Genomic DNA, 25,894 nt, shown 5'->3' on the forward strand with positions numbered 1-25,894 from the left:
CCACCCGAGAGCGGTCGGCCTTCAACGCCTTCTCGTCGCACAACGACCGGTGCGCAGCTTCGAGGCCAGGCGTGGCGACTTTCGCAATCCGAGGGAGTCAGCATTGCTTCGTGCGACGAGAATTCGTGTCTCCGGTTCATGCGCCGCCGACCCGCAACCCAGCGCGCCGCGTTCGCTCCTTCTCATCTTATCTGGAGATCACATGAATACACCCAACGATCGGGTTCGCTTCGAGGCGCTTGCCAAGCACGCCATGGACCAGATACTCGCGATTTCGCCGGAAACCGTTGCGTTCCACCGCGGCGACTGGATCGACAGTGAGTACTATCGCCGCCATCTCGTCGAAACCGTGTTACGCATCCGGCTCAACAACGAAGTAGGCGCGTTCGCGCTTTACAAAATCGGCCGCGAGGATAACTCGCTCGCGCAGATGCTCGCGCAGCACCTCGCACAAGAATATGGGCAAGAATCCCATCTTCTGCATGACCTCGAGCGGTTCGGCCTGACCGCAGCAAGCGTGGACAGCATTAGACCATTCAATAGTACAGACAAGCTAATCGGATATCTCTACTTCAGCATCGTCCGCGATGGCCCCCTCCCTACGATGCTCTGGAGCTGGTTGCAGGCATGGTATTCGGGCCGCTACAACAAGGTCATCGCGGAATCAGCCGCGCGCGCATTCGGGCACGACTACGTAAAAGGTACGCTCAGCCACATTGAGTACGCCGAATCGCGCAGCCTGGAAGACTCCACATGGATCGCTCTGAAGCTCGCGATCGGCGGCTGGGGCGGAATGGGGAAAGCAGAGATCTATTTGAACAACTTTGTCGGAATGATTCACGAGTATTTCGAAGAGTTGCGTGTCGCGACCCTACCCCGGCCGGAACCCGGCACAGAACAGGCAGCATTCAAATGACCGCCATCATCGTGATTGAGCCGCGTTCGTCCGGGACCGCGCTTGTCGCCTCAGCTGTGCGCCTTGGCGTGGCCACCCACGTGTTTTCGGCCAACTGCGATGAGCCCCCCCTGTCACGCAAACTGCAGGCCGCTACGGTGCCGTACACGATGGTAGACACTGCCTCGCCGAACGCCGTGGCGGTCGCCGCATGCGCCATCGGCGTCGATGCGATCGTACCCGGTTGCGAATACGCAACAGGCGTAGCAGCTGAATCAGCGGCGCTCCACGGTCTTCCACATTTGCAGCCGGAAGCGGCAGCACTCACGCGCGATAAATACTACAGCCGCATGCATCTCGCCGCCGCCGCACTGGCGGTTCCTGTGTTCGCCCTCATCGCACATCATCGCGACGTCATGACAGCCGCTTTACACGTAGGTTTTCCAGCCGTCCTCAAGCCTGTCCGCGGCGGAGGCATGCATGTGACGTACGTCAATTCTCTTTCCCAGTTGCAACTTGCGGTCGATTGCGCAATGCATCACGGCGTTGTCGATATCGACCATAAGACCGGCAACGTGTTGCTCCTTGAACAGTATCTGGAAGGCCCAGAGTACTGCGTCGAAGGCTACGTCGGCAGCCAGCACGGACCCCGCGTCGTCGCAGTAACCGAAAATCTCTTGGGCGCAGAGCAGAATTTCACAAAATTGGGCCACTTTGTCGAAGCCTCTTTGACCGCGGACCAAGGAGCCGCGCTCGTCAATTACGTCGAGCACGCCGCGGCGCAGATTGGACTGACCGTCGGTGTTTTCCACGCCAAAGTGCGCATAACACGTGACGGTCCGGTGCTGATCAAGATCGCGGCCTGCCTCGGAGGTGATCGCATCTATCGGCTGATCGAACTCAGCAGGTCAATCTCTCTGCCGGAAATAGCGATACGCAGCCACCTCGGCGATCCCGAGCCAGCCCCCGACGCCGATGCAAAACCTGCCGTGTGTGTTAGCGGCGTACGGTTCTTCACACCTGTAGGCGACGCGGCCGCCGTCGAACGCGTTCGCGCCATACCAGGTTTCCAGGAGGTGGAGGTCCATTCTCATATCGGCGGCACAGTGCCACTGCGAGTGGCGATGAGCGGCCGTGTCGGCCATGTGCTGTTCATCGCGCCAGATCGCCCGACCCTTGATTTGCGCCTTGCCGAAGCGCTGAGAACGCTCGGATCCCGCCGGGCCTGTAAAGATATCTGAACGGTTTGCCCTTCATGACAACCAACAACCCCGCCCCGCGTAGCCGCATAGTCGTGCTTAACCGCTGGTCTGACGGCTTTGCAGCTTACCATCGCTACATCGATCATGCGGCGAATAACGTCGCTTATATCTGCACGCCGAACGGCGCGGCTGCGCTCGACACCTCTCAAACCGCGCACGTCGAAGAGCTATCCGACATCCTCGATGAAGACGCGCTGCATAAGGCGATGACCTCCTGTCAAGCGGCGCTCGGCGGCATCGACAGGCTGATCGCATTGTCCGAATTCGACCTTCTGAAGGCCGCGCGACTGCGCAATTCGTTCAATATACCTGGCGACCTTCACGATACCGTCGTCCGCTTTCGTGACAAGGCCGTTATGAAGCATACCGTTGCTGCCGCGGGCCTGCGTGTGCCACGCGTTGCAGCGTTGGAAGATGTGGCCTTTGCGAAAGCAAATTCGTCCCCTGTAATGCGCTTTCCGATCATTGTAAAGCCACGTACCGCAGCCGCAAGCCTAGACGTACGGCTCATCGACACCCGTACGCGCTTGGATATGTTGTGGCCGACACTACCGCTGGTTGAGTATGAGTGCGAGGAGTACATCGAAGGGCCCGTCTATCACGTTGACGGTTTCGTGCGAGACAACACATGGTTAATTGCGCGCGCGTCCCGCTACATCAACACCCGTCTTCAGTTTGCACAAGGAAAACCCCTAGGCTCGGTGATGCTCGACCCGGGGCCGCTCAATGATGCTGTGCTTGAATTTGCGACGGCATGCCTGAAAGCGCTCGCCTTGAGTAATGGACCGTTTCATCTCGAGATAATCGGAGCTTGCGACGGATTCTATTTTCTGGAAGTCGGTGCCCGTGTCGGCAGCGGGGAAATCCCCTTTCTTTTCCATGAATTGTACGGCGTCGACCTCTTCGACCTCTGGGTCACCCACCAATCAGGTGACGAGGCGCGGTTCGCCGCACGGGCGCAGGCGGCGTCAGTCGCGTCAACCTCGCCCACACGCGGTGGATTCTTGATGCTGCCAGAGCCCGTCGGCAAGATATTCGTCGACGCACAATTGCCGAACGCTATCCCGGGGCTTTACGAATCTATCTTCCCGGTGAGACGTCACTTATTCAACGGTTCCCGCCGCTCTAGCAACATCCTCGCACGCTTCCGCTATCGCGGCGCATCGGAGGAAGAAATCGACAGGGCAATTCGCGCGACGTTGCGCGATTTCCGATACACGCTGGCCGAAAGCGTGGGCTCGCCGAATAGCAGTACACATGACATCACCCTAAGAGACGGTTTCAAAAGAGTTCATAGGGGCTGTTAACTCGTAACGTAACCCGTTGACCTCGATCGTCGTATCAACAGGATCGAGGAGATGGGCAAACCAATCATCGACGACGAACTGTGGGCACTGATCGAGCCACTGCTACCACCAGCGAAGCCACGGCGCTTCAAGCATCCGGGCCCGCAAACCGGTACCGGATCGGGCTGTGCTGACCGGCATCTTGTTCGTGCTGAAGACCGGTATCCACTTGCGAGATTTGCCAGCCGAGATGGGGGGCGGCTCCGGCGTCAGTTGTTGGCGCAGGCTACGCATCCTGGCGAAGTTGAGGGCGGTCGACAAGACCGATTTCTCGCGCGTGGTCGTCGACTCGTCGTCGATTCGCGCAGTTGGGGCTGGCGAAAACTGGCCCGAATCCCACTGATCGAGCGCGATCAGGATCCAAGCACCACCTCGCCACCGACGCCCACGGAACACCGATCGCGGCAATCCTGACTGGCGCCAATCGTAACGACGCCACCCAACTTGTTCCGCTGATTGAGGCCATCGTACCGATTAGCGGCGTGCGTGGGAGGCCTTTGAGCCGTCCCGGCCGCGCCTACGCTGACCGGGGTTATGACCACGACAAATACCGACGCATTCTTCACGGGCGCAGCATTCCCACCAGCATCGCGCGACGCGGCCTCCCCCACGGCAGTGGCCGTGGAAAGATCCGTCGTCGAACGTACACATGCCTGGTTGCACAACTTCCGCCGTCTACGTATTTGCTTCGAACGTCGCGCCGACATTCATGAAACGTTTCTCAAACTCGGCTGTTGCCTGATCTGCTGGAACATCCTTCAGCGGGCTCAACAGTCTTTATGAAACCGCCTCTAAACAAGACTTTGCGCCTCCTCCAGCAATAGCTCTCGCATCCAGATACTTGCAGGATCACCGCTATGCAGCGCAGGCCATTGGATAGCCTCAGTAAAAGTGGATAGCGGGAGCGGTACTTCGGCGATCCGCAGAGGAGAGGCCTCCCCGAGATGCCTGGCAAGCCTTAATGGGATCGTCGCAATGCGACGGGTACCCGATAGCACCGCCGGAATGAGGTGAAAGGTCGGGACGACGACCTCTTCGCGCCGTTTGAGACCGAGATCTAGTAGGAAAAACTCTTCGATCGTAGGCCTGCGTGCCCGCCCGAACCTCACCGTCACGTGTCCCATGGACATATACCGGTCAAGCGGAAGCTGCTCCGACAACTGCTTGTTGGCGGGACAGCCTACACACACGAGCTTCTCGTCGAAGAGCGGCGCTTTCGGGTGAGTATCCGGCAGGAATAGATCGGGCAGAATCAAAAAATCGGCGTCGCCACGCCGCAGCAAATCCCCAGGCTCGTCGTCTGGGAAAATCAATTCGAAACTGACCGCGGGAGCCTCGCGTGCAACGCGCTTAATGACCTTCTGGAAATAGACGAGCGTCATGAAATCAGAGAGGCAGACCCTGAACCGGCGATCCGACTTGGCCGGCTGGAAAACGTCGCGCGAGATGATGGAAAGCTGGATATGCGATAGAGCCTCCCGCACCGGTCCGGCAAGCTCTATCGCTCGTGACGTGGGCACAAACTCTCGGCCTCTCATCACGAAGAGGTCGTCGCGAAAATAGTCTCGTAACCGCGACACCGCAGCGCTCATGGCAGGTTGACTCAAATTGATATCGCGTGCAGCAAGCGTGACGTTACGCTTCGCCATCAATGCGTCCAACGCGACGAGAAGATTCAGATCGAGGCCTTTGAAGCGCATTTTTAATAATCCGCGTTATGGATGAAGCACATCGACAGAATCGATTGTACAAATTAACTGAGGTACCGCAAAGTTACGGCAATTCAGCTTGACATGCAAGTCATTGATATGAGTATTAATGTCGTTGTACTGAACAACTCTCGACATCCACTCCCAGATATTGAGCTACTACGCGGCATTTCGCGATTGCGACTGTGGCTGGTTCCAAGGCAGACGGCGACTCATCCAAAGATAAGTGGAAGACCATGAGAAGACTGAGCGATTGTGAAATGCTGCAATCTATTGCGGAAGTGCCAAACGAGCGCGAACGTAACGGTTTGCGTAAGGTTTACCTTACCTTTGACGACGGACCACACCCGATATGGACCCCGAAAATACTAGATCTGCTTGCGCGGCAACGGGTACCGGCAACCTTCTGTGTACTCGGTGCCTACGCGGCTGAGTATCCGGAACTGATCCGGCGCATGGTCTCGGAAGGCCACGATGTCGCGAATCACAGCCTCTCCCATCGGGATTTGTCGAAATGTGAGCCAGGTCAAATACGGCACGAGATAGCAGAAGCGAACGCGCTTATCCAGCGTGCTTGCCCAGCGGCAGCGGTGCGATATATGCGCGCGCCGTATGGCAAATGGACGAACGACGTTACCTCCGAATCCATGAAAGCGGGATTAATGTCACTCCACTGGTCGGTAGATCCACGAGATTGGTCCCGTCCGGGTGCCGAGGCGATTGTCGATTCTGTACTGACATCCGTTCTGCCCGGCTCGATAGTACTGCTGCACGACGGGGCTCCTCCCGAAGAGTGCGACTTGCATCATCGCGATGCTTCGCGCGTGCAGACTGTCATAGCACTATCGCGCCTGATTCTAGGATTGAAGGAAAGGGGCTTCGTCATCAGTTCACTTCCGTAAGTTCAATGGAAAATCTCGCTTTACGAGCATCTCTGACCCCAAACTGCTCGACAAGTGGACGATATACTCCATTAGAAACGTCTTACCAATAGATAAGTATGCGCGTGGTCTGCGCGCTGACGATCATGGCTAGAACTAAGGAAATACTGACCCCGAAGAAGGCGTAGGCTGATCTGACTTTCAGCCGACGCCGATGGAAGCGTTTTGTCGACCTCGCTACCATGAGGTACGTTACTGGACATTTTTCTCGCACGCTATAACAGCGTCTTTCCTGCTCCATGAAGAAACGCCAACTCTACATGCACGAGAATAATTGCCCCTCGAATCGCGCGTGAACCTAGATGGTATTACCGTGCCTGACTCCCGCGCCATCGCTCCCGGCAGGCCTGTACTGAGAATCCCAACGTCTCCTAGCACACCGACCCCGATGAACATTCCTGCCGCAATCAACACGACATCTGTCCTATTATACGCGTCACTTTCGGCGATCTATAAAAGCGCGCAGGTTCTTCACACTCTGCCGACTAGCGGCCCACCTGCATGCATCAAGATATCCGACACCGAGTATTTGCCGGACATCGACATCATCGTCCCGTGCTATAACGAAAACCCAGAAACGCTACGGGCGTGTCTCGACTCGATTGGCGCCCAGGATTACGCGGGCGCCATCAGGGTTCACGTGGTCGATGATGGATCCGCCAACCGCGATGCGTTGAACGTGGTGTATCGGGAGCACGAGCATGATCCGCGATTCAATGTCCTGCTTCTTCCACAGAATGCGGGAAAGCGCAAAGCGCAAATCGCCGCGATACGTTCTTCGACCTCAGAGCTCATACTTAACGTAGACTCGGACACCACTCTGGCGCCGGACGCAGTAAAGAAACTCGTGCTGACAATGAGCGACCCATCGGTCGGTGCAGCCATGGGTCAATTGGTAGCCAGCAATCGCCGCGACACGTGGCTGACCCGCCTGATCGATATGGAATACTGGCTTGCGTGCAACGAGGAGCGCGCGGCTCAAGCGCGCTTTGGCGCTGTGATGTGCTGCTGCGGACCGTGTGCAATATACCGGCGCACAGCGCTTCTTCTTCTGCTGGACCAGTACGAAACGCAAATGTTCCGGGGCAAGCGCAGCGATTTCGGCGAAGATCGCCATCTGACAATTCTCATGCTCGCGGCGGGCTATCGGACGGAGTACGTTCGAGATGCAGTCGCCGCGACCGTGGTTCCAGATAAGCTGCGACCGTACCTGCGCCAGCAATTGCGCTGGGCGCGCAGCACCTATCGTGACACCCTGCTCGCCCTTCGCCTTTTGCCTCGTCTTGACCGCTACCTAACTCTTGATGTGGTAGCGCAGAACATTGGCTCTCTGCTGCTCGCCATTTCAATGATCTCCGGCTTTCTGCAGATCGTGCTCACAGCCACAGCTCCTTGGCAGGCAGGCTTCGTTATTGCTTCAATGACGATGGTCCGCTGCTCCGTTGCTGCCATTCGCGCCCAGGAGCTTCGATTTCTTGGATTTTCAGTGCACACACTCATCAATCTTTTGCTGCTGCTTCCTGTAAAGGCATACGCTCTATGTACCTTGGACAACAGTGACTGGCTTTCCCGCAGTTCTGCCGTCAAAGACCGCGGCGAGCACCGTGTTCCCAAGAGCGAGTAATGCGTAGCGTCGCGCGCGCTGCGGAATCTTCCTTAAACAGTGGTCTGTATACAGTTCTGGCTCCATGTCTAATGCAACGATCACCTTCTCGAGTGTAAGGAAATCCTACGGCGGTAAGCTTGCTGTCGATGGATTGTCCTTCCGTGTGGAACCCGGCGAGTGCTTCGGTCTGCTCGGGCCTAATGGTGCCGGCAAAAGCACTACCACGCGAATGGTGCTGGGTATGGCGCTGCCTGACGCAGGCGTGATTACCGTCCTCGGAGAACCGGTGCCAGCGCGGGCACGCCTGGCGCGCAGGCGCATAGGTGTCGTTCCGCAATTCGACAACCTGGAGCCAGGTTTTAGTGTGAGCGAGAACCTGCAGCTCTTCGGGCGCTACTTTGGGATGAGCACAGGCGAAATCGAGGCGGTGGTTCCATCCTTGCTGCAGTTCGCACGCCTCGAGGACAGGGCTCACGCACGCGTCACCGAGTTATCGGGCGGGATGAAGCGCCGCCTAACCATTGCACGCGCGCTCATCAACGATCCGCAACTTATTGTCATGGACGAACCGACGACTGGGCTAGATCCGCATGCGCGCCACCTCATCTGGGATCGATTGCGCTGTTTACTCGCACGCGGCAAAACAATTCTTCTCACTACTCATTTCATGGAAGAGGCAGAGCGATTGTGCGATCGGCTATGTGTAATCGACAGAGGACGCACCATTGCTGAGGGGGCACCTGATGCATTAATCCACGAGCAGATTGGAAGTCACGTTCTCGAGATATATGGCGGCAACCCACATGAACTCAAAACGCTGCTGATGCCGTTTGCGCAGCGTACAGAGGTAAGCGGTGATGCACTGTTCTGCTACACGGCCGATCCACAACAGGTGTGCACGCAACTGCGCGAGCGCACAGGTCTGCGTATTGTGCAACGTCCCGCGAACCTGGAGGACGTTTTTCTTCGGCTGACCGGACGAGAAATGAAGGATTGAATAATGCGCGAAGAGTTTATGATTGCCCTACCCGGCAACGCTCGGAACTGGCGCACTGTATGGCGGCGCAATTATCTGGCGTGGAGAAAAGCGGCACTTATCTCCCTTCTCGGCAACCTGGCGGACCCGATGATGTACCTGTTTGGTCTCGGCTTCGGCGTCGGAATAATGATAGGTCACATCGACGGCGCTCCTTACATTGCGTTCCTAGCGGCTGGAATGGTTGCGACAAGCGCCATGACCTCAGCGACTTTTGAAACGATTTACGCTGCCTTCGCTCGCATGCAAGTTCAGCGCATGTGGGAAGCCGTGCTCTGCACCCAACTGACAATTGGCGATGTTATTCTTGGCGAATTGGCATGGGCCGCTACAAAAGCCCTTCTCGCGGGCTCCGCCGTGATGGTGGTTGCGGCGACGCTCGGTTACGCGGCGTTTTCGAGCATCGTATCTGTGATCCCTGTCGTTTTTCTCACTGGCCTCGCTTTCGCGAGCGTGGCAATGGTACTCGTCGCAATCGCGCCGAGTTATGACTATTTCGTTTTCTACCAGACGCTTGTGCTTACGCCCATGTTGTTCCTGAGTGGTGTCGTCTTCCCTGTGCGCCAACTGCCTGCCGCGCTTCAATACCTTGCACAGTTCCTGCCGCTTGCCCACTCCGTTGAATTGATCCGTCCGGCGATGCTTGCACGTCCGGTCGGCGACATGGGGCTGCATCTTTGCGTGCTTTGTGTCTACACAATACTGCCGTTCTTCCTGTCTGCGACACTGGTCCGCCGCCGCCTGATGTCTTGACGCTGACGGCGTTGCGCCTCAGAAGCAGTCTTGTGATAAGCGTCGGACTGGGGCTACATCCGAACCACCGCTTTCAACCTAATTAAATGCACGCCATGACCCACTTCATGCCGAAAACTCAGCCATTCGTGATTCTCGGGATGCCCAGAACCGGCACTCACTATCTGGAAGAACTGCTGAATGCTCATCCGAACGTTTTGAGCAATGGCGAGTTGCTCAACACCCACGACACCAATTGGCCTGACACCAACCGGTTTAGGTGCAGCAATCGGGAACTTCTCAAACTTGCCTATCTTCGCTATCCGGTCCAAAAGGGAAAGGCGTACGCCACGCATATCGGTTGCAAGATCAATCAGCCGCAATTTCTGGAACGCCCCGGGTTCTTTGAAGAATTGGCACGGTGGCCATGCCTGAAGGCGATGCTTGTAGTCCGCAGGAATACGCTGGAATCTCTGCGATCCCTGGTGCAAGCGAGACAAAGTGGTGAATGGCTGAAGTACGGTTCGGACAATGGATCAGCTCCGCCTCCGCAGGTCGCGTTGACTATTGAATTATGCGAAGCCTACTTCAAAGCTGCAGACGATTTTCATCGTCAAGTCGTCGACTCTTTTGCGCCAGAGAATCTGCTTTCAATAGACTATGAAAACCTCCTCGATGACCCCGCCCGATGCATGGAAGCGGTGCAGACGTTCCTTGGGACTTCCGTGCATCCCTGCTCTCACAGGACGGCGCTTCAAAGGCAGGAAGTACGGCCTCTGGAGCAAACCGTACTCAACTTCGACGAGTTGAAAGGTCACTTCAGTCGCGGGCACTATGAGAGATTTTTTGAAACAGCGTGAGATGGACTTTCTCGTGATCGCATGACCCATGTTCGCCCATGTTCATTTCCATAGAAACAGCACCAAATCTATCCTTCTAACAAGTCTGCTATCTAAAGATTCATTTTACGATCTTTGCGTTTCCTACTGGCGCAAAATCCAGAATGCGATGCTTCCGCCTTCTGGGCAATCGCACGCCACGGGTTGCGCGTAAACGCAACTGAACAAGGTAACTTTCCATGTCCTCAAAGGTGCAGTGGAAACTGTGCTGGGAGAATGAGCTCCAGCTTTCCGATCATCTCGAATTGGCCCAGTTTTTCCGGATAACGTATGGTCCAACCGGACCGTTCAATGCAAAGCCGTTCGACGGCGGTCGAAGTTGGGCCGGGGCGAGGCCCGAACTCCGCGCCATTGCCTACGATTCGCAAGGTGTGGCGGCGCACATGGGTTCGTTGCGCCGCTTCATCAAGGTTGGCGCAACCGACGTGCTGGTGGCGGAACTGGGTCTGTATGGAGTGCGGCCAGACCTAGAGGGGCTCGGAATCAGCCAATCCATTCGCGCGATGTATCCTGTATTGCAGGAGCTTCGCGTGCCATTCGCATTCGGCACCGTCCGCCATGCTTTGAAGAACCACTTCACCAGGTTATGTCGACATGGAATGGGAACGATCATCTCGGGGGTTCGCGTCCGTTCAACGCTTCCCAACGTTCACCTCGATTTGCCGGCAACACGTGTTGAAGATGTACTGGCGGTGATTATGCCGATTGATAGGGATATGAGTGAGTGGCCGCACGGGACTGAAATCGAACGCAATGGCCCTGAGCTATGACTCGCCTGCATCTGACCGGACATGCGGTCAGCGCCTCGATCTGTCCTGCAACGAGATTTGAACGCACACTCTCAGGTAAGCTAAATTGAAAAACGTAACGCATTTTGACTTGTTGCGTCGGGAGTTGGACGCGGACGATCCGTGGCAACTGGACAGTAATCCGTTCGAGCATGAGCGTCATATGCACATGCTTCGATTATCGCTCTCTAAAGGTCCCGTTGCCCATGCTCTTGAGGTCGGATGTGCCGGCGGCGCGTTCACAGAGAAATTGGCGCCATACTGTCAGCGGCTCACCGTGATGGATGTGATGCCGCAAGCGCTTGCGAGGACACGCAAGCGGCTAAATTACCCGCCAAACGTGAACTGGATCGTTGCAGACGTCCAGCACTTTTCCAGCGCAGAGCGGTTCGAACTGATCGTAGTCGCGGAGGTTTTCTACTATCTCGCCGACATCGCCGAAGTGCGGGATGCTATCCGCAAACTGGCATGCGTACTCGCGCCTGACGGCCAGTTGATATTCGGTTCAGCGCGTGACGCCAATTGTCGACGCTGGGGACATATTGCTGGTGCTGAAACGGTGCTGAAGATGCTAAACGAACGGTTCACCGAGATTGAGCGAGTCGAGTGCGTCGGCCAGTCGTCCAATGAGGATTGCCTGCTCGCACGCTTCCAGAACGCAGTGCATTTTTCCCATCAATCAGATTTCCCTTGCTAGGGTGAAAGATACCATGCGCATCTGTGGCCTCAAGCTGACACACGACGCAGCAATCGCCGTTGTCGAAGATGGAAAGCTCGTTTTTTGCATCGAACAGGAGAAGCGGGACAACAATCCGAGATATCACGATATACGGAACCTCGATGCAATTGAGACCGCATTAGCCGAGCACGGTCTACGGACTGACGACATCGACGAATTTGTGATCGACGGCTGGGACGGCGAAGTGACGTCGCAGTTTCAGGTGCTGAGCGGCCCCACCCCAATCGTCCTTGAGGGTGCCCCCTATACGGAACGAAAAAACGGCGATCTTCTGGCTTCGGTCGACGGCACCGGGCTGCTGATCGGTGGCAAGTCATATCGGTACACGAGCTACCCTCACGTGTCCGGCCATGTCGCCGCCGCATACTGCACGAGTCCGTTCGCACAACTTGGGCAACCTGCGTTATGCCTGGTGTGGGATGGCGGCATGGTGCCACGGTTGTACCATGTAGGACGCGACGACGTGCGGCTCATTGACCAGCTGTTCCCCATCATCGGTCAAATGTATGCGGCGGCCGGACATCATTTCGGGCCGTACGCAAAGGCGGCGGGTGCGGAGTGGGACCTGGGAGTGGCCGGAAAGCTAATGGCATACATCGCCTTGGGGTCAGTCGACGAAGAAATCGTTGCTATATTTCGCCATCTTTACCTTGAACGCTTTGCAGGCGACACAGAACTTGCGCGAAACTATCGCCAGAATCTCCACCTTCCGAGTACATCGCTCGCAGCGATACGCAATTTCTTCCGCGCATGCGTGCCGGAGCTGCAGGCTAAACCTCCCGAAGACGTACTCGCCTCTTTCCATACTTTCCTCGAGCGCCTACTCGTCCGCGAAATGGAAAAGGCTCTGCGGCGCCATTGTATTCCTGGGCCGCGCAACCTGTGCATATCCGGCGGATGCGGACTCAATATCAAATGGAACAGTGCATTACGCGCAAGTGGCTTGTTCGATGCTACCTGGATTCCGCCCTTTCCGAACGACAGCGGTTCGGCGATCGGCACCGCATGCTGCGCAATAGCCGCGAACGAGGGCTTCATGCCGTTAGAGTGGTCGGTATATAGCGGCCCCGCAATGAAAACGGGCAACCGAGCGGCCGGCTGGTCGGCGTCACCTTGTTCCCTAGCTGAACTTGCACATATTCTCGCCGAAAATAGGCCCGTCGTTTTCCTTGCCGGACGCGCCGAGCTGGGCCCCCGAGCACTTGGGGCGAGAAGTATTCTCGCCGCTGCGACTTCGCCGAGCATGAAGGCTCTTCTCAACGATGTCAAGCATCGGGAATATTTCCGTCCTGTGGCGCCCATATGTCTTGAAGACCGGGCGCCTGCTGTATTTCTCCCAGGCACTCCAGATCCCTACATGCTGTTCGATCATCAAACACGCGACGAATGGCGGGACAGGATACCTGCCGTCGTGCATCTCGATGGTTCTGCGCGATTGCAGACCATTGCAAGGTCATCCGAACACCCTGTAGCGCAGTTGCTAATCGAATACGAGAAGCTCACAGGCCTTCCCTTGCTGTGCAACACCAGCGCCAACCACCTGGGACGAGGCTTTTTCCCCGATGCTGCGTCGGCGTGTGAATGGGGAGGTGTCGAACACGTTTGGTGCAATGGTCTTCTATTCACCAAGACATGCAGAAACGAGATATCGGCGTCAGTCGACGAGCCGAAATCTTTTCGGGTTGCATGAATTGGGATCTTCACCGCAATGCCGCAACAAGTGAGCGCAAGCTCATACCCCGACCGCACCGATCTAAGTAGGCAAGTATGGCGAATGAGCCTTCGACTTCAGAGTTGTATGCGCACGGCTTCCGGGTTCCCCCGGAGGCAAGAGCACGCTTGCTTCGGCAAACACCGGCCATTCTCTGGTTTACCGGCCTATCAGCCGCGGGAAAGTCGGCTATTGCTGACACCGTGGAGGCGCGTCTCCATACAGCCGGCCGACTCACCTACATTCTTGACGGCGACTCCGTCAGGCTCGGTCTATGCAAAGACCTTGGCTTTACCGATGCAGACCGTCACGAGAACGTACGGCGCGTCGCGGAGGTCGCAAAATTATTGGCCGACGCCGGCATCGTAGTGTTGGTATGCCTCATCTCGCCGTTCCGCCGCGATAGGGAACTCGCCCGGTCTACGGCGGGCAGCCATAATTTCGCCGAAATCCATGTTCACGCGAGTTTAGCCGCGGCGGAGGCCCGTGACCCTAAAGGGTTGTATCGGCTGGCAAGGCGCGGCGCAATCCAGCGCTTCACTGGCATCGACTCCCCGTATGAGGAGCCGACAGATCCAGACGTCTTGATTGACACATGTTGTAAGTCCGTCGACGAAGGTGCCGATATGGTCCTGAATTGGCTCCACAGTTCTGACCGTTGCCATCATTCGTGATTGCATACACGCTTCGCAGCAACACCGTTGAACCAGGGGGAGTTCTGCATCCAAATATTGACAACACTCATCGCTCACAAGCCAGGTAGATAGATGAATGACGAGGTCCATTGCAGCTCCGGTCGTGCACGTTTGCGTCCGCAATCTTGCGCGGCAGCTTTTCACTGCACAACAGGCCCGGTTGTCATGCGTGCCGCAGTAATCGCTGGAGTGTTTCCACTGCTCGGCTCGCTGGCCAGCTGCACGGTCGGCCCCGAATACCACCCTCCAGCGCCACCCACGATTCAGCGTTACACACCGACGCCTTTACCTGATCGCACGGCATCGTCGCAGGGCGAAGCGGGACTTGAGCAGCGGTTCGCGGCCGGCGGCGACCTGCCTGCTCAATGGTGGACGCTCTATCGCTGCGAGCCGCTCAACACGCTGATAAGCGAAGCACTTAAACACAGCCCAACGATCGCAGCAGCCAGTGCCGCGCTACGCCGAGCCGCCGAGGATCTGCGCGCACAAGCAGGGAGCGCACTCTACCCATCTGTCGATGCCAAGCCCAACGCTCTACGTGAAAAGCTGAACGGCGCGACGTTGGGGCAGCCCAACGTCAACAAAATACTGACTCTATACAACGCATCAGTAAGTGTTTCGTATGATCTGGATCTGTTTGGTGGTGTTCGGCGCGAGCTCGAATCGCTGGGCGCACAGGTCGATTTTGAGCGCTTTCAGCTGCAAGGCGCCTACCTCGCACTGTCGGCAAACATCGTCACGACTGCCGTCAAGGAAGCGTCGCTGCGTGAGCAGATCAGCGCGACCGAGAACATTGTGGCCGACGAGGAGACGCAGCTTGGCGTTCTGCGCAAGCAATTCGAGTTCGGCGGTGTGGACCGGATTGCCGTGCTCGCGCAAGAGACGCTAGTCGCGCAAACACGGGCGACGCTACCGCTGCTGCGGCAGTCGCTTGATCGGACTCGACACCAGCTTGCCGCGCTTTCGGGCAGATTACCGAGCGAAACAGGTGTGCCCGAATTCACGATGTCGATGTTCACGCTGCCGCAAACCTTGCCGGTCAGTCTGCCTTCCTCGCTGGTCCGGCAGCGGCCGGATATTTTGGCCGCCGATGCCGTGCTGCACCAGGCGAGCGCCGAGGTCGGAGTCGCCACGGCAAACCTCTATCCACAACTCATGCTCTCCGCGAATTACGGCCCGCAGTCTTTAACGCCGGCCGGCATGCTGAAGTATGCCGACATGATCTGGAACATCGGCGCGGGACTCACCCAACCAATATTCCATGGTGGGCAGTTGACCGCAAAGAAAAGGGCGGCGGAAGCCGCATTTGACGAGGCCAACGCGCGATATCGGCAAGTCGTGCTGCTCGCATTCGAAGATGTGGCGGATACATTGCGCGCACTCGATCACGACGCGGCTGCTCTTGCCGCGCAAACCGAAGCCTCGCGCGCGGCTAGCAGTTCACTGGATGTGACGCGCGGACAGTTTCGAGTCGGCGGACTCAGCTATCTGTCGCTGCTCGACGCACAGCGCCAATATCAGCAGGCCGTCGTGAATCTCGCGCAGGCGCAAGCAGCTCGCTATGCAGATACAGCCGCGTTATTCCAGGCACTGGGTGGTAGTTGGTGGAATGACACGGCGTATGACGAGAAGGGGCATGCCAACGCCGGTCTCCGCTCCCAGTGAATGCTCATGACGATTGCTGCGCGCTGCATACGTTTCCCGGGCAGCGCGCTAAAGACGCTCGTGCCTCGAGAGTTTGCCGTGCAAGGACACTACGATGACGACGAAAAGACCAACAGGAAAACGGATGATCATCATGCTGATCTGCGTGGGCAGTCTGCTCGGCACGCTGATCGGCTTCAATCTTTACAAAGCGCATACCATTAAAAAATTCATGATGCGCGATGGCATGGCCGCCGCCACGGTCACGTCAGCTGTGGTCAGCTATCAGACTTGGCAGCCACAGCTTTCCGCCACGGGCAGCCTGCGCGCAGTGCGCGGCGTCGACGTGACGACAGAAGTGGCAGGCCTCGTGCGCGAGATCGAATTCAGTTCCGGAGAGGAGGTGAAAGCTGGACAGGTCCTCCTGCGCCTCAACGACGACTCTGATCGCGCACAGCTCGCATCGCTACAAGCTGCCGCGGACCTTTCGCAAACGGTTTACACGCGCGACAAGGCACAGTATGAGATTCAGGCCATCTCAAAAGCGCAGTTGGATGCCGACACTGCCGAACTGAAGAGCAAACGGGCGCAAGTCGAACAGCAAGCTGCCCTCGTCGCCAAGAAAACCATTCGCGCACCTTTCGCAGGACGCGTGGGGATCACCACCGTTAATCCCGGCCAGTACATCAGCCCGGGGGACGCAATTGTTACCCTGCAAGCCGTCGATCCCATTTACGTCGACTTTCATCTACCCCAGGAGCAACTGGGGCATCTCGAGGCCGGACAGCAAGTCGCCGTAAATACGAGCACATTTGCGAGCCTCAGCTTCGGCGGCCAAGTCCGCGCGATAAATCCGCGCGTGGACAGCACGACGCGCAACGTGCAGATCGAAGCCGTCCTGGACAACCGCGAGCGCAAGCTGTTGCCCGGCATGTACGCGAACGTGAAGATCGATGTAGGTAGCGAGCAGCGCTATCTGACCTTGCCGCAAACCGCGATCGCGCACAATGCGTACGGTGCAACGGTATTCGTCATTAGACCGAGCGAGCACAAAAACGCGCACGGTGAAACGATGCCGGTGGCGCAACAGGTATTCGTGACGCCGGGGCCCACGCGCGGCGATCAGGTGGCGATCCTGAAGGGTCTCGACGAGGGCGCGCAGGTCGTCACGAGCGGTCAGCTCAAGCTACAGAACGGCACACCGCTCGTCATCAATAATCGTGTGCTACCTGCGGACAGCCCTGCTCCGACGCCTCAGGAGCAGTGAGAGGCCGCCCGATGAAATTCACCGACATTTTTCTTAACCGGCCGGTCCTCGCTTCAGTGCTGAGCCTGCTGATCCTCGTACTAGGCTTGCGTTCGCTCTCCACGCTGAAGGTCAGTGAATATCCCCAAACCCAGACGGGCGTAGTCACGCTTACCACTTCCTATTACGGGGCGAGCGCCGACACAATGGCTGGGTTTATCACGCAGCCGCTGGAGGCGGCCATCGCTCAGGTGCAGGGCATTGACTACATGTCGTCGAAAAGCAGCACGGGCGTGTCGACGATCAACGCGACGCTACGCATGAGTTATGATCCGAACCGCGCACTCACCCAGATCAATACACAGTTAGCGTCAGTGCGTAACCAGTTGCCACGCGAGGCCCAGCAGCCGGTGCTGACGATGCAGGTGGGTCAGACCACCGACGCGATGTATATGGGCTTCTACAGCGACGTGCTGCCGCCCAACAATGTCACCGACTATCTGCTGCGCGTCGTGAAGCCGAAGCTCGACTCCATTCAGGGCGTGCAGACCGCGGAGATACTGGGCGGTCGCCAGTTCGCATTGCGCGCATGGCTCGATTCAACCAAGCTCGCAGCGCATAGTGTCACTGCTTCTGATGTCTACACAGCACTCGGCAACAATAACTACCTCGCGACACTCGGCACAACGAAAGGCCAGATGACCAGCGTTAGTCTAAACGCGCGTACCGATGTCCATTCGGTGGAGGACTTTCAGAAACTGGCTGTCAAACAGAAGAACGGAGTGATAGTGCGTCTCGAGGACGTTGCCAATGTCGTGCTAGGCGCGGACAATTACGATTCCAGCGTCGCATTCGGCGGCAAGCGTTCTGTGTTTATCGGAATCAAGGTAGCGCCTGACGCAAACGTGCTCGATGTGGCCAGACGCGTTAAAGCGGTGTTTCCCGATCTGCAAAAGCGGTTCCCGACGGGGATGGCTGGTGATATCGTCTACGACGCGACAGACTTCATCAACAGCGCGATTGATGAAGTAGTGAAGACGCTCGTCGAGGCGTTACTGATTGTCACGGCCGTTATCTTCCTCTTCTTCGGCCGTTTGCGCGCCGTCATCGTACCCGTGGTCGCGATGCCGCTTTCGCTGATTGGCACGTTCTTCATGATGCAGTTGCTCGGTTACTCGATCAATCTGTTGACGTTACTCGCGATGGTGCTCGCGATTGGGCTCGTGGTCGACGATGCGATCATCGTCGTTGAGAATGTCGACCGCCACATGAATGAAGGCAAGCCTCCCATGGAAGCCGCGCTAGCCGCCGCGCGCGAGCTTGGCGGCCCGATTCTGGCAATGACCGCCGTGCTGATCGCCGCATATCTGCCTATCGGCTTTCAGGGCGGCCTGACAGGCGCCCTGTTCACTGAATTTGCGTTCACCCTTGCGAGCGCCGTCGCGGTGTCAGGCGTGATTGCGCTAACCCTGTCGCCGATGATGTGCTCGCGCATTTTCCGGAACGTGCACGAGTCCGGGCGTTTCGCCGTTTTCGTCAATCGACAGCTAGATCGTGTGCATGCCGGCTATGCCCGGCTCTTGCATGCGGCCCTCGACACATCTTCCGTGTTCGTCGTCATGGGAGTTATGCTGCTTTGCGGAACCGTGTATCTCTTTTCGACATCGCAAGCAGAGCTTGCGCCGCAGGAGGACCAAGGCATCGTGCTATCGCTGATCCAGGGGCCGCCTAATGCCACAGTCCAGCAAATGCAGACATACGCCGATCAGGTATTAGAAATGTCAAGGCGCTTGCCCGAGTATGCCCAGATGTTTCAGTTGACCGGCCTGCCGACATTGAATCAGGGCTTCGGCGGCGTGCTCTTCAAGACGTGGGACAAGCGGAAACGAGGCGCAACCGACCTACAACAGGACCTTCAGCAGAGGTGGAATAGCGTTGCTGGTGCTCGTGTCGCCGCGTTCCAGTTCCCGCCTTTGCCGGGCGCACAGGGTTTCCCCGTGCAATTCGTGATCAGCACGACAGAGCCCTTCGAGAATCTCGACGAGGTGACGAAAGCCGTGCTTCAGAAAGCGCGTGAAAGTGGCATGTTTCTCTTTGTCGATAGCGATCTAAGGATCGACGAGCCTGAAGCCGTCGTCACGGTTGACCGCGACAAGATCGCGTCGCTCGGCCTCACGCAAAGCGATGTGGGACAGGCGCTAGGCGCTGCACTCGGCGGTAACTACGCAAACTACTTCTCGATCGCTGGCCACTCATACAAGGTGATTCCGCAAGTCCAGCAAATAGATCGACTGAATCCGTCACAGGTACTCGACTATTACTTGCGCACGCCGGACGACAACATGATTCCGGCGGCGACGGTTGCGTACCTGAAGCAAACGGTCGTCCCCGAATCGATCAATCGGTTCCAGCAACTCAATGCGGCAACGATCTCCGCTGTGATCTCACCTAGCGTCTCCCAGGGCGAAGTTCTCGACTTCCTTCGTAAATCCACGACCGACGCAGCTCCGGCAGGTTACAACACCGACTACGCAGGGCTATCGCGCCAGTTCATGCAAGATTCTGGTAACTTCCTGGTCACGCTCACGTTCGCAACGATTATCGTGTTCCTTGTGCTTTCAGCGCAGTTCGAAAGCTTCCGCGATGCGCTAGTCATTTTGGTATCCGTCCCAATGGCGCTCTTCGGTGCTCTCGTCTTCATCAATACCGGCTTTTCGACGCTCAACATCTATACGCAGGTCGGACTTGTCACGCTCATGGGGCTCGTCAGCAAACATGGGATTCTTATCGTGCAGTTCGCGAACCAGCTTCAGCGCATGGGCCGCGGTAAGCGAGAAGCCTTGGAGGAAGCCGCAGGTGCACGCCTGCGCCCGATCCTCATGACGACGGTCGCCATGGTGCTCGGCGTACTGCCCTTAGTCGTCGCCTCGGGCGCGGGCGCAGCAGGCCGGAACGCAATGGGCCTGGTGATCTTCACCGGACTGTCGATCGGCACTGCGTTCACACTATTCGTCGTACCGGCAATGTATATGTTGCTGGGTGCAAATCATCAAGGGACGCCAAAAGACCAGTCATGAACTGGTTGTCCATCTGTGCAGTAGCGATGTCTTCGCCTATTCCAAATACGCACTCCCCGGCACCCGTGCGTCAGCGTAATTGCCGTGTGAGGACGAGCGATGCGTTGCTTGGCTTTGGATTTCGTGGAGCACGCCTAACCCACCCTTCTGCAGTTAGGGAAGCCAATGCTGGAAGGTCCACTGGTCGTGCTCGTCGAGCGCTATTGAGCTCACAGGCAATGAGATGGAAAAGAGAACAATGAAGCGTCACACGCTTGCAATGGCACATGGATCAAGGTGCTGGCGTCGTGACCCGACGCAAACGCGCGGGCGCGACGAGGTTTCTGACCCGATGAAAAGTCCATCGTTGTCACCGCCCTTAAGGTTGACCCAGAGCACATTGTCGGATCTCAGGTATAGCACCTCCATTTTCACACTATCGACACAACTATCCATAGCCCGCGTCAGATTGCTAAAGACATCAATTTTACTTGCTTGATTCCGCTACAGGAGATTGCTATCGTCGATTGCATAGACATTCCGGCGCGGCATTTTCTACTGACGAGCAACACGTTATCGGCAACGAATTATAGGATCTCGACTTGTTCTATCGAGATGCGTGCGTCATTCCCGCCATCATCGTCTTTCGCCTCGATGCATTGCCATTACAGGAGAGGAATCCATGAAAAACTACGTCACATCTTCGAAAGTTCCATCGCCGACCGTCGATCTACTGTATGACTATGCTCCGTTTTTGGAGCGGGGCGCATCTGTTGGGGCAATCGGAACGCTTTCCTCGGATATCGCAAGTCCACGCGTTGCTATCGTGGGGGCAGGCGTCAGCGGCCTTGTGGCCGCGAACGAACTGATGCGAGCAGGTGTAGGCGACGTCACTGTGTTTGAAGCTCGCGATCGCATTGGCGGCAGGTTGTGGTCACAGCCGTTTGATTCAGAGCACCCAGATCTCATCGCCGAAATGGGCGCAATGCGGTTTCCTCCAAGTGCGACCGGTCTTTTTCATTACCTTGACCGGTACGATATTCCCACCACAGCATCGTTCCCCGATCCTGGAGTCGTTGATACGGAACTACATTATCGCGGCGTTCGCCATATCTGGCCGGCCGGAAATCCCCCACCGCCTCTATTCAGGCGTGTACACGAAGGCTGGAGAGCTCTCTTGCAGGATGGATGCGTGATCAATGGCACATCTCTCGTCGCGCCGGCCGAAATTACGGCCATGTTGAAATCGCAGCGCTTTAATGAGGCATGCGCCGCGTGGCAAACATGGCTGGATTTATTTCGCGACAGTTCGTTCTATGCCGCCATCGTCACCATTTTCACGGGTCCTTGCCCGCCTGGAGGTACTGCTTGGGAAAGGCCGTACGACTTCGAGCTATTTGGATCTCTTGGGATTGGCTCGGGTGGTTTTCTCTCCGTCTATCAGGCCGGATTCACCGAAATTTTGCGTCTCGTCATTAACGGTTACATGGACGATCAACGCCTCATCTCGTGCGGAATTTCAACGTTGGCTGAACGTATTGCAAACGAGAATATTTATGGAAGCACCGTCGCCGAACGGGTTCGCTTCAGCGGCGTCGGTCGCATCTACAAAGAAGGTGCAGAGATCAAGCTCGTGACCGACAATAACGAAATTGCGACCTTTGACCGGGTGATCGTCACCAGCAACAACAGGGCGATGCAGATGGTTCATTGCTTGACAGATGACGAAACGTTTCTCAGCCGCGACGTTTCCAGAGCAGTCAGAGAAACTCACCTGACTGGATCGTCAAAGCTCTTCATGCTCACCCGAGACAAGTTCTGGATAAACAAGAAACTGCCCGTCACCATCCAGTCTGACAGCTTCGCACGAGGCGTATACTGCCTTGATTACGAACCTCACAATCCAGATGGTCGGGGTGTGGTTTTGCTCAGCTACACTTGGGAGGACGACGCTCACAAGTTGCTGAGTGTTTCAGACAAAAAGGAGCGGTGCGAGTGCTTCGTCGACGACCTGTCTACCTTCCATCCAGAACTTGCGCGTCACCTCGTCCCTGCAGATGAGGACTATGAACGCTGCGTCCTCCATCATGACTGGCTGACAGATCCGCATTCGTCCGGCGCCTTCAAGCTCAACTACCCAGGTGAGGATGTCTATTCGCAGCGTCTGTTTTTTCAATTCCAGACGGCAAACGATCCAGCAAGCGATACAGGGCTCTACTTGGCAGGATGCGGCTGTTCTTTCACCGGTGGGTGGATTGAGGGAGCCGTGCAGACAGCGATCAACAGCGCATGCGCCGTTATACGTAGCGTCGGGGGTGATCTTTTACCTGGCAACCCTCTTGACGATATACGCAGTGCCTACTGCTACTAATATCGCACTCCCCGACCTCCCACGTGCAAAATTTCATGCATTTTCAAAACACTCTTGAATCGCTTTGCGACGTCATAATGTCTGGAACAGTTACAGCGGAAGAGATCCGGGATCGCGCACTGAACGCCGAAGCTAACCAGACACATCTAAACTGTTTCATACGTGCTCGCAGCCCGGAGGCGCACTTCGCGAGAGCGAGGGACAATCTGAGAGGCGCGCCACTCTACGGCATTCCTTTTTCTACAAAGGACAATATCTGCGTCAAGGGACTCCCTGTAACCGCCGGGACACCGGGCATGGAAGATTGTATAGCCACACGCGACGCACTTGTGGTCAGAAAGCTCAAATCCCTCGGCGCCGTCGTCGCCGGCAAGAACAACATGCATGAACTGAGCTTTGGAATCACGTCCGTCAATCCCCATTGGGGAACCGTGGGCAATCCGGCGGCTCCGGGCCATTTGGCCGGCGGAAGCAGCGGCGGCTGCGCCGCAGCTGTGGCAGCGGGTATTGTCCCGATGGCGATTGGAACCGACACTGGCGGCTCGGTGAGGATACCTGCGGCCTTTTGCGGCATAGCGGGTTTCAGACCAACAAGTGGCCGTTGGTCTTCAGCCGGAATCATTCCGGTTTCACGCACGAAGGATTCACCGGGCCTCCTGACGCGAACGGCAAAAGACGCTTTGTTTCTATACGACTTGCTGAGCTCCGATAGCCAAATCCCGTCAAAACAAACAAATACTCGCTGTCGAATCGGTCTTCCACGCTCCATGTGGGACGACTTGGATGATGATGTTCGGATGCATTGCTGGCAGGCGATCAGGCGTCTCACTCGCGCAGGCTTTCAGTGCGTCGACCTCGATGACGCGGTTGTTTCCGAATTAAATAAGTTCGGCACTTTTACTATTCCAGTCTACGAATTTTTTACGGACTTTCCGCGCGCACTGCTCTCGTTTGGATGGGGAAGTAGGGTTAATGCTGTGTTCGACAACATCCATGACAAGTGCGTGAGGAGCATCATTCACCAACACCTTGACGGAAGTCTGATCTCCGCGAAAGACTATACCGCCGCAGTACAGAACATTAACGCTTTGCGGCTACAAATGAATGCGCTGCTCAACGCCCAAGGGATCGATTTTCTCGCTTATCCCACTGTCCCGCGCAGCACTCCTCACGTTAGCGATGCACAGCGTCCAGGACTGTTCGCAGACGTAATACGCAACACCGACCTCGCCAGCAATGTCGCAATGCCCTCCATTACCTTGCCTGTGGCGCCGAACGATGCATTACCCGTGGGAATAAGCCTTGATGCCGCACGCGGCCAAGACCGCCGGCTCCTCCTGATGGCAGCCGCTGTGGAAGAGATTCTTGCTTCGTAGCGTACGCGACTTTCAGCCGCGCTGGCGCTGGACTTCCAAACGCTCACGCACTGCTCGGAGGTAAGCAATCCATGCAGATTTCGTCGCAAAGAATAAGCATGCTTTTTGACGCGGGTAGCTTTGTGGACCATTATCCAAGAGCGGACGCCCACTTCCTCTGCGGCGAGGGACTAATCAATTCGGTCAAGTCGTTTCTGGTCATGAATCGTGGACAAGACTGTATGTTCAAGGGAGCCGGACAATGGCGTACCGCCGAGCAAATCATAAGCACAGTGAATCACGCCCGGGACCAGCGGGCTCCGTTGATCTACATTCAGGATCATCCGGGAGAGGTGGGCAGTTTCGATACAACGAAAGTAATCTCGTCGGATATGTCGAGATTGCTTTTGTCTCCAGCAGGCATGGGCAGGGTCAGCGCGTCGCTTGCAGACTTCGCAGAAGCCAATCTGCTGATCTCAGCAATACTAGGACCGACGTCAGGCCCGTTGGCTCTTCCGATTATGCTCGCCGATCTGGTGTTGATGACTGAGAAAGGGGCTCTATGTATGGGCCGTCCGGATATGGTGAAGGCGATGCTGGCTGAGCAGTCAGATCTGTATTCGCTTGGCGGAACAGACGTTCACTGCAGGGGCTCGGGGTCAGTTCAGCTCGCGTTCAAAGATGAACGCCGTTTATTTGAATGCGTAAGAGATTTTCTACGCTGCCTCGTCAAAGACACAGCGCTTGAATATGAGGAACCCGACGCAGTCGATTTTGAAAATCTGATTCCATCCAATCACCGCACCCCCTACGACATGCATCATTTGCTGCTCTCTTTTGTCGACAAAGGCAGCTTCACTGAAACAAACGCCGAATACGCGCGAGAAGCACTGACGGGCTATGCGCGCATTAAGGGACATTTCGCGGCAATCGTGGCAAACAACCCGCGATTCAACAGCGGCGCCATCCACCGGAAATCCGCGGCCAAGATGGCAAAGATGATAAACATTGCTGCAAAGACCAGCATGCCAATCATCTTCCTTGCCGACGTTCCCGGGTTCATGATAGGCAGGGAAGCTGAAAATAGCGGCATATTTTTGGCAGCAGCGGAGTTGTTCAGAGCACATGTCAGATGCAACGTACCTAAGCTACTCCTTGTCGTCCGAAAAGCCTACACCGGCGGCGTGTATGCGATGAGCGGCCCCGGATTCGATCCAATAGCCGTGCTGGCGTATCCCCAGGCGCACATCGGCGTTTTTAGCGCGGACACGATGAGCAAAGTGATGTCTGGTGCTGAAGGCGCTATTAAAGACACTATGCGAAAGCTATCGGACGAGATCCAGAATCCAAATCTCTTGAAGGCTGATGGCCTGATTACAGACGTAATAGAAATCGAAGAAACTAGACAACAGGTTGTCAGATATCTGTTTCCGACGTGACACGGTCTGTTCCTCACGGAAGATTTGAGCGTACGGCCGCGCGCAATGGCGCCTCGAAGAGGACCATTTTGCACCATCAAAAGCCCTCAGGAAGTTTGAGCAAAATCGAGGCATCTGACGATGCGCAATCAGCCATACCTGATCGTTTACCTCTACATAGAACCGGACTGCCGCCGCAGAATTTGGAAGAAGGTCGCAGAAACTCAGGTGCTCACGTGAAGTTGCGCGCCTGCGCCTTACTGCCATCGCGACGTTCCACGTACGTTGCCATGCCCGAGTTCCTGCATCGTGTCGGTAATTTGCGCGCATGTCCCTGTTTCACCCGATCGTCTGTCGGGGACAACGTGGCGAAGACCGTCGCGCGTGCCAGCGAATTTGCTATCAGCCGCTAATCGTCGGCGTTGTCAGTCCAGCACCGGGACTT

At 56.6% G+C, this 25,894-nt stretch carries 19 protein-coding genes and 1 pseudogene; 19 read left to right on the top strand and 1 reads right to left on the bottom strand.

From position 1 onward, the window contains the following. The first annotated feature begins 202 nt into the window (after positions 1 to 202). The 4 genes and pseudogenes from M3I56_RS31265 (at position 203) to M3I56_RS31280 (ending at position 4,286) form a co-directional block, all read left to right on the top strand. Positions 203 to 916 (top strand): hypothetical protein, encoded by a 714-nt coding sequence (locus M3I56_RS31265; protein ID WP_254357231.1) that lies wholly within the window; start codon positions 203 to 205, stop codon positions 914 to 916. Beyond that, positions 913 to 2,136, top strand: a complete 1,224-nt coding sequence (locus tag M3I56_RS31270) for an ATP-grasp domain-containing protein (protein ID WP_254357232.1) — start codon at positions 913 to 915, stop codon at positions 2,134 to 2,136. The genes M3I56_RS31265 and M3I56_RS31270 overlap by 4 nt, the downstream gene beginning before the upstream one ends. Before the next feature lie 14 nt (positions 2,137 to 2,150). Beyond that, on the top strand, positions 2,151 to 3,464 hold the full coding sequence (locus tag M3I56_RS31275; protein ID WP_254357233.1) for an acetyl-CoA carboxylase biotin carboxylase subunit family protein: 1,314 nt from the start codon (positions 2,151 to 2,153) through the stop codon (positions 3,462 to 3,464). Between the two features lie 51 nt (positions 3,465 to 3,515). Then, positions 3,516 to 4,286 (top strand): annotated as a pseudogene (locus tag M3I56_RS31280) (IS5 family transposase). An 8-nt stretch (positions 4,287 to 4,294) separates the two neighbouring features. Here the strand turns inward: M3I56_RS31280 and M3I56_RS31285 are convergent. After that, positions 4,295 to 5,203 (bottom strand): LysR family transcriptional regulator, encoded by a 909-nt coding sequence (locus M3I56_RS31285; protein ID WP_133189678.1) that lies wholly within the window; start codon positions 5,201 to 5,203, stop codon positions 4,295 to 4,297. 245 nt (positions 5,204 to 5,448) lie between these two features. Between M3I56_RS31285 and nodB the strand changes: the two genes are divergently transcribed. The 15 genes from nodB to M3I56_RS31360 all read left to right on the top strand — a co-directional run bounded on the left by nodB (position 5,449) and on the right by M3I56_RS31360 (position 25,470). After that, positions 5,449 to 6,114 carry a chitooligosaccharide deacetylase NodB gene (nodB, locus tag M3I56_RS31290; protein WP_254344028.1) on the top strand — a complete coding sequence of 222 codons (666 nt, stop codon included), beginning with the start codon at positions 5,449 to 5,451 and terminating at the stop codon, positions 6,112 to 6,114. A 427-nt stretch (positions 6,115 to 6,541) separates the two neighbouring features. Continuing rightward, the gene (gene nodC / locus M3I56_RS31295; protein ID WP_254357234.1) at positions 6,542 to 7,777 is read left to right on the top strand and encodes a chitooligosaccharide synthase NodC; all 1,236 of its coding nucleotides are present in this window, start codon (positions 6,542 to 6,544) and stop codon (positions 7,775 to 7,777) included. Between the two features lie 64 nt (positions 7,778 to 7,841). Further along, a complete protein-coding gene (nodI, locus tag M3I56_RS31300; RefSeq protein WP_254316860.1) occupies positions 7,842 to 8,756 on the top strand; it encodes a nodulation factor ABC transporter ATP-binding protein NodI in 915 nt (304 codons plus the stop codon). A gap of 3 nt (positions 8,757 to 8,759) precedes the next feature. Then, complete coding sequence (locus M3I56_RS31305) at positions 8,760 to 9,548, top strand: ABC transporter permease (protein ID WP_254357235.1); 789 nt, start codon at positions 8,760 to 8,762, stop codon at positions 9,546 to 9,548. A gap of 107 nt (positions 9,549 to 9,655) precedes the next feature. Next, positions 9,656 to 10,387: a sulfotransferase gene (locus M3I56_RS31310; protein ID WP_254357236.1), complete on the top strand. Its 732-nt coding sequence runs from the start codon at positions 9,656 to 9,658 to the stop codon at positions 10,385 to 10,387. A gap of 218 nt (positions 10,388 to 10,605) precedes the next feature. Continuing rightward, positions 10,606 to 11,196, top strand: coding sequence for a NodA family N-acyltransferase (locus tag M3I56_RS31315; protein WP_254357237.1), 591 nt, complete (start codon positions 10,606 to 10,608; stop codon positions 11,194 to 11,196). Between the two features lie 85 nt (positions 11,197 to 11,281). Beyond that, a complete protein-coding gene (gene nodS / locus M3I56_RS31320; RefSeq protein ID WP_254344029.1) occupies positions 11,282 to 11,911 on the top strand; it encodes a nodulation methyltransferase NodS in 630 nt (209 codons plus the stop codon). Position 11,912: 1 nt separating this feature from the next. Further along, entirely contained in the window at positions 11,913 to 13,643 is a 1,731-nt protein-coding gene (nodU, locus tag M3I56_RS31325; RefSeq protein WP_309249196.1) for a nodulation protein NodU, read from the top strand. A gap of 77 nt (positions 13,644 to 13,720) precedes the next feature. Further along, positions 13,721 to 14,338, top strand: coding sequence for an adenylyl-sulfate kinase (cysC, locus tag M3I56_RS31330; RefSeq protein WP_254316866.1), 618 nt, complete (start codon positions 13,721 to 13,723; stop codon positions 14,336 to 14,338). A gap of 186 nt (positions 14,339 to 14,524) precedes the next feature. Next, positions 14,525 to 16,024 (top strand): efflux transporter outer membrane subunit, encoded by a 1,500-nt coding sequence (locus M3I56_RS31335; protein ID WP_375541821.1) that lies wholly within the window; start codon positions 14,525 to 14,527, stop codon positions 16,022 to 16,024. A gap of 94 nt (positions 16,025 to 16,118) precedes the next feature. Then, positions 16,119 to 17,270: an efflux RND transporter periplasmic adaptor subunit gene (locus tag M3I56_RS31340; RefSeq protein WP_254316868.1), complete on the top strand. Its 1,152-nt coding sequence runs from the start codon at positions 16,119 to 16,121 to the stop codon at positions 17,268 to 17,270. Between the two features lie 11 nt (positions 17,271 to 17,281). After that, positions 17,282 to 20,326 (top strand): efflux RND transporter permease subunit, encoded by a 3,045-nt coding sequence (locus M3I56_RS31345; RefSeq protein WP_254344031.1) that lies wholly within the window; start codon positions 17,282 to 17,284, stop codon positions 20,324 to 20,326. A gap of 661 nt (positions 20,327 to 20,987) precedes the next feature. Beyond that, on the top strand, positions 20,988 to 22,676 hold the full coding sequence (locus tag M3I56_RS31350; RefSeq protein ID WP_133189702.1) for an NAD(P)/FAD-dependent oxidoreductase: 1,689 nt from the start codon (positions 20,988 to 20,990) through the stop codon (positions 22,674 to 22,676). A 35-nt stretch (positions 22,677 to 22,711) separates the two neighbouring features. Next, the gene (locus M3I56_RS31355; RefSeq protein ID WP_133189704.1) at positions 22,712 to 24,052 is read left to right on the top strand and encodes an amidase family protein; all 1,341 of its coding nucleotides are present in this window, start codon (positions 22,712 to 22,714) and stop codon (positions 24,050 to 24,052) included. Between the two features lie 71 nt (positions 24,053 to 24,123). Continuing rightward, complete coding sequence (locus tag M3I56_RS31360) at positions 24,124 to 25,470, top strand: carboxyl transferase domain-containing protein (RefSeq protein WP_254357238.1); 1,347 nt, start codon at positions 24,124 to 24,126, stop codon at positions 25,468 to 25,470. The last annotated feature ends 424 nt before the right edge of the window (positions 25,471 to 25,894 follow it).

This window comes from Paraburkholderia sp. CNPSo 3281 (genome assembly GCF_024206515.1).
GTDB lineage: Bacteria > Pseudomonadota > Gammaproteobacteria > Burkholderiales > Burkholderiaceae > Paraburkholderia > Paraburkholderia nodosa.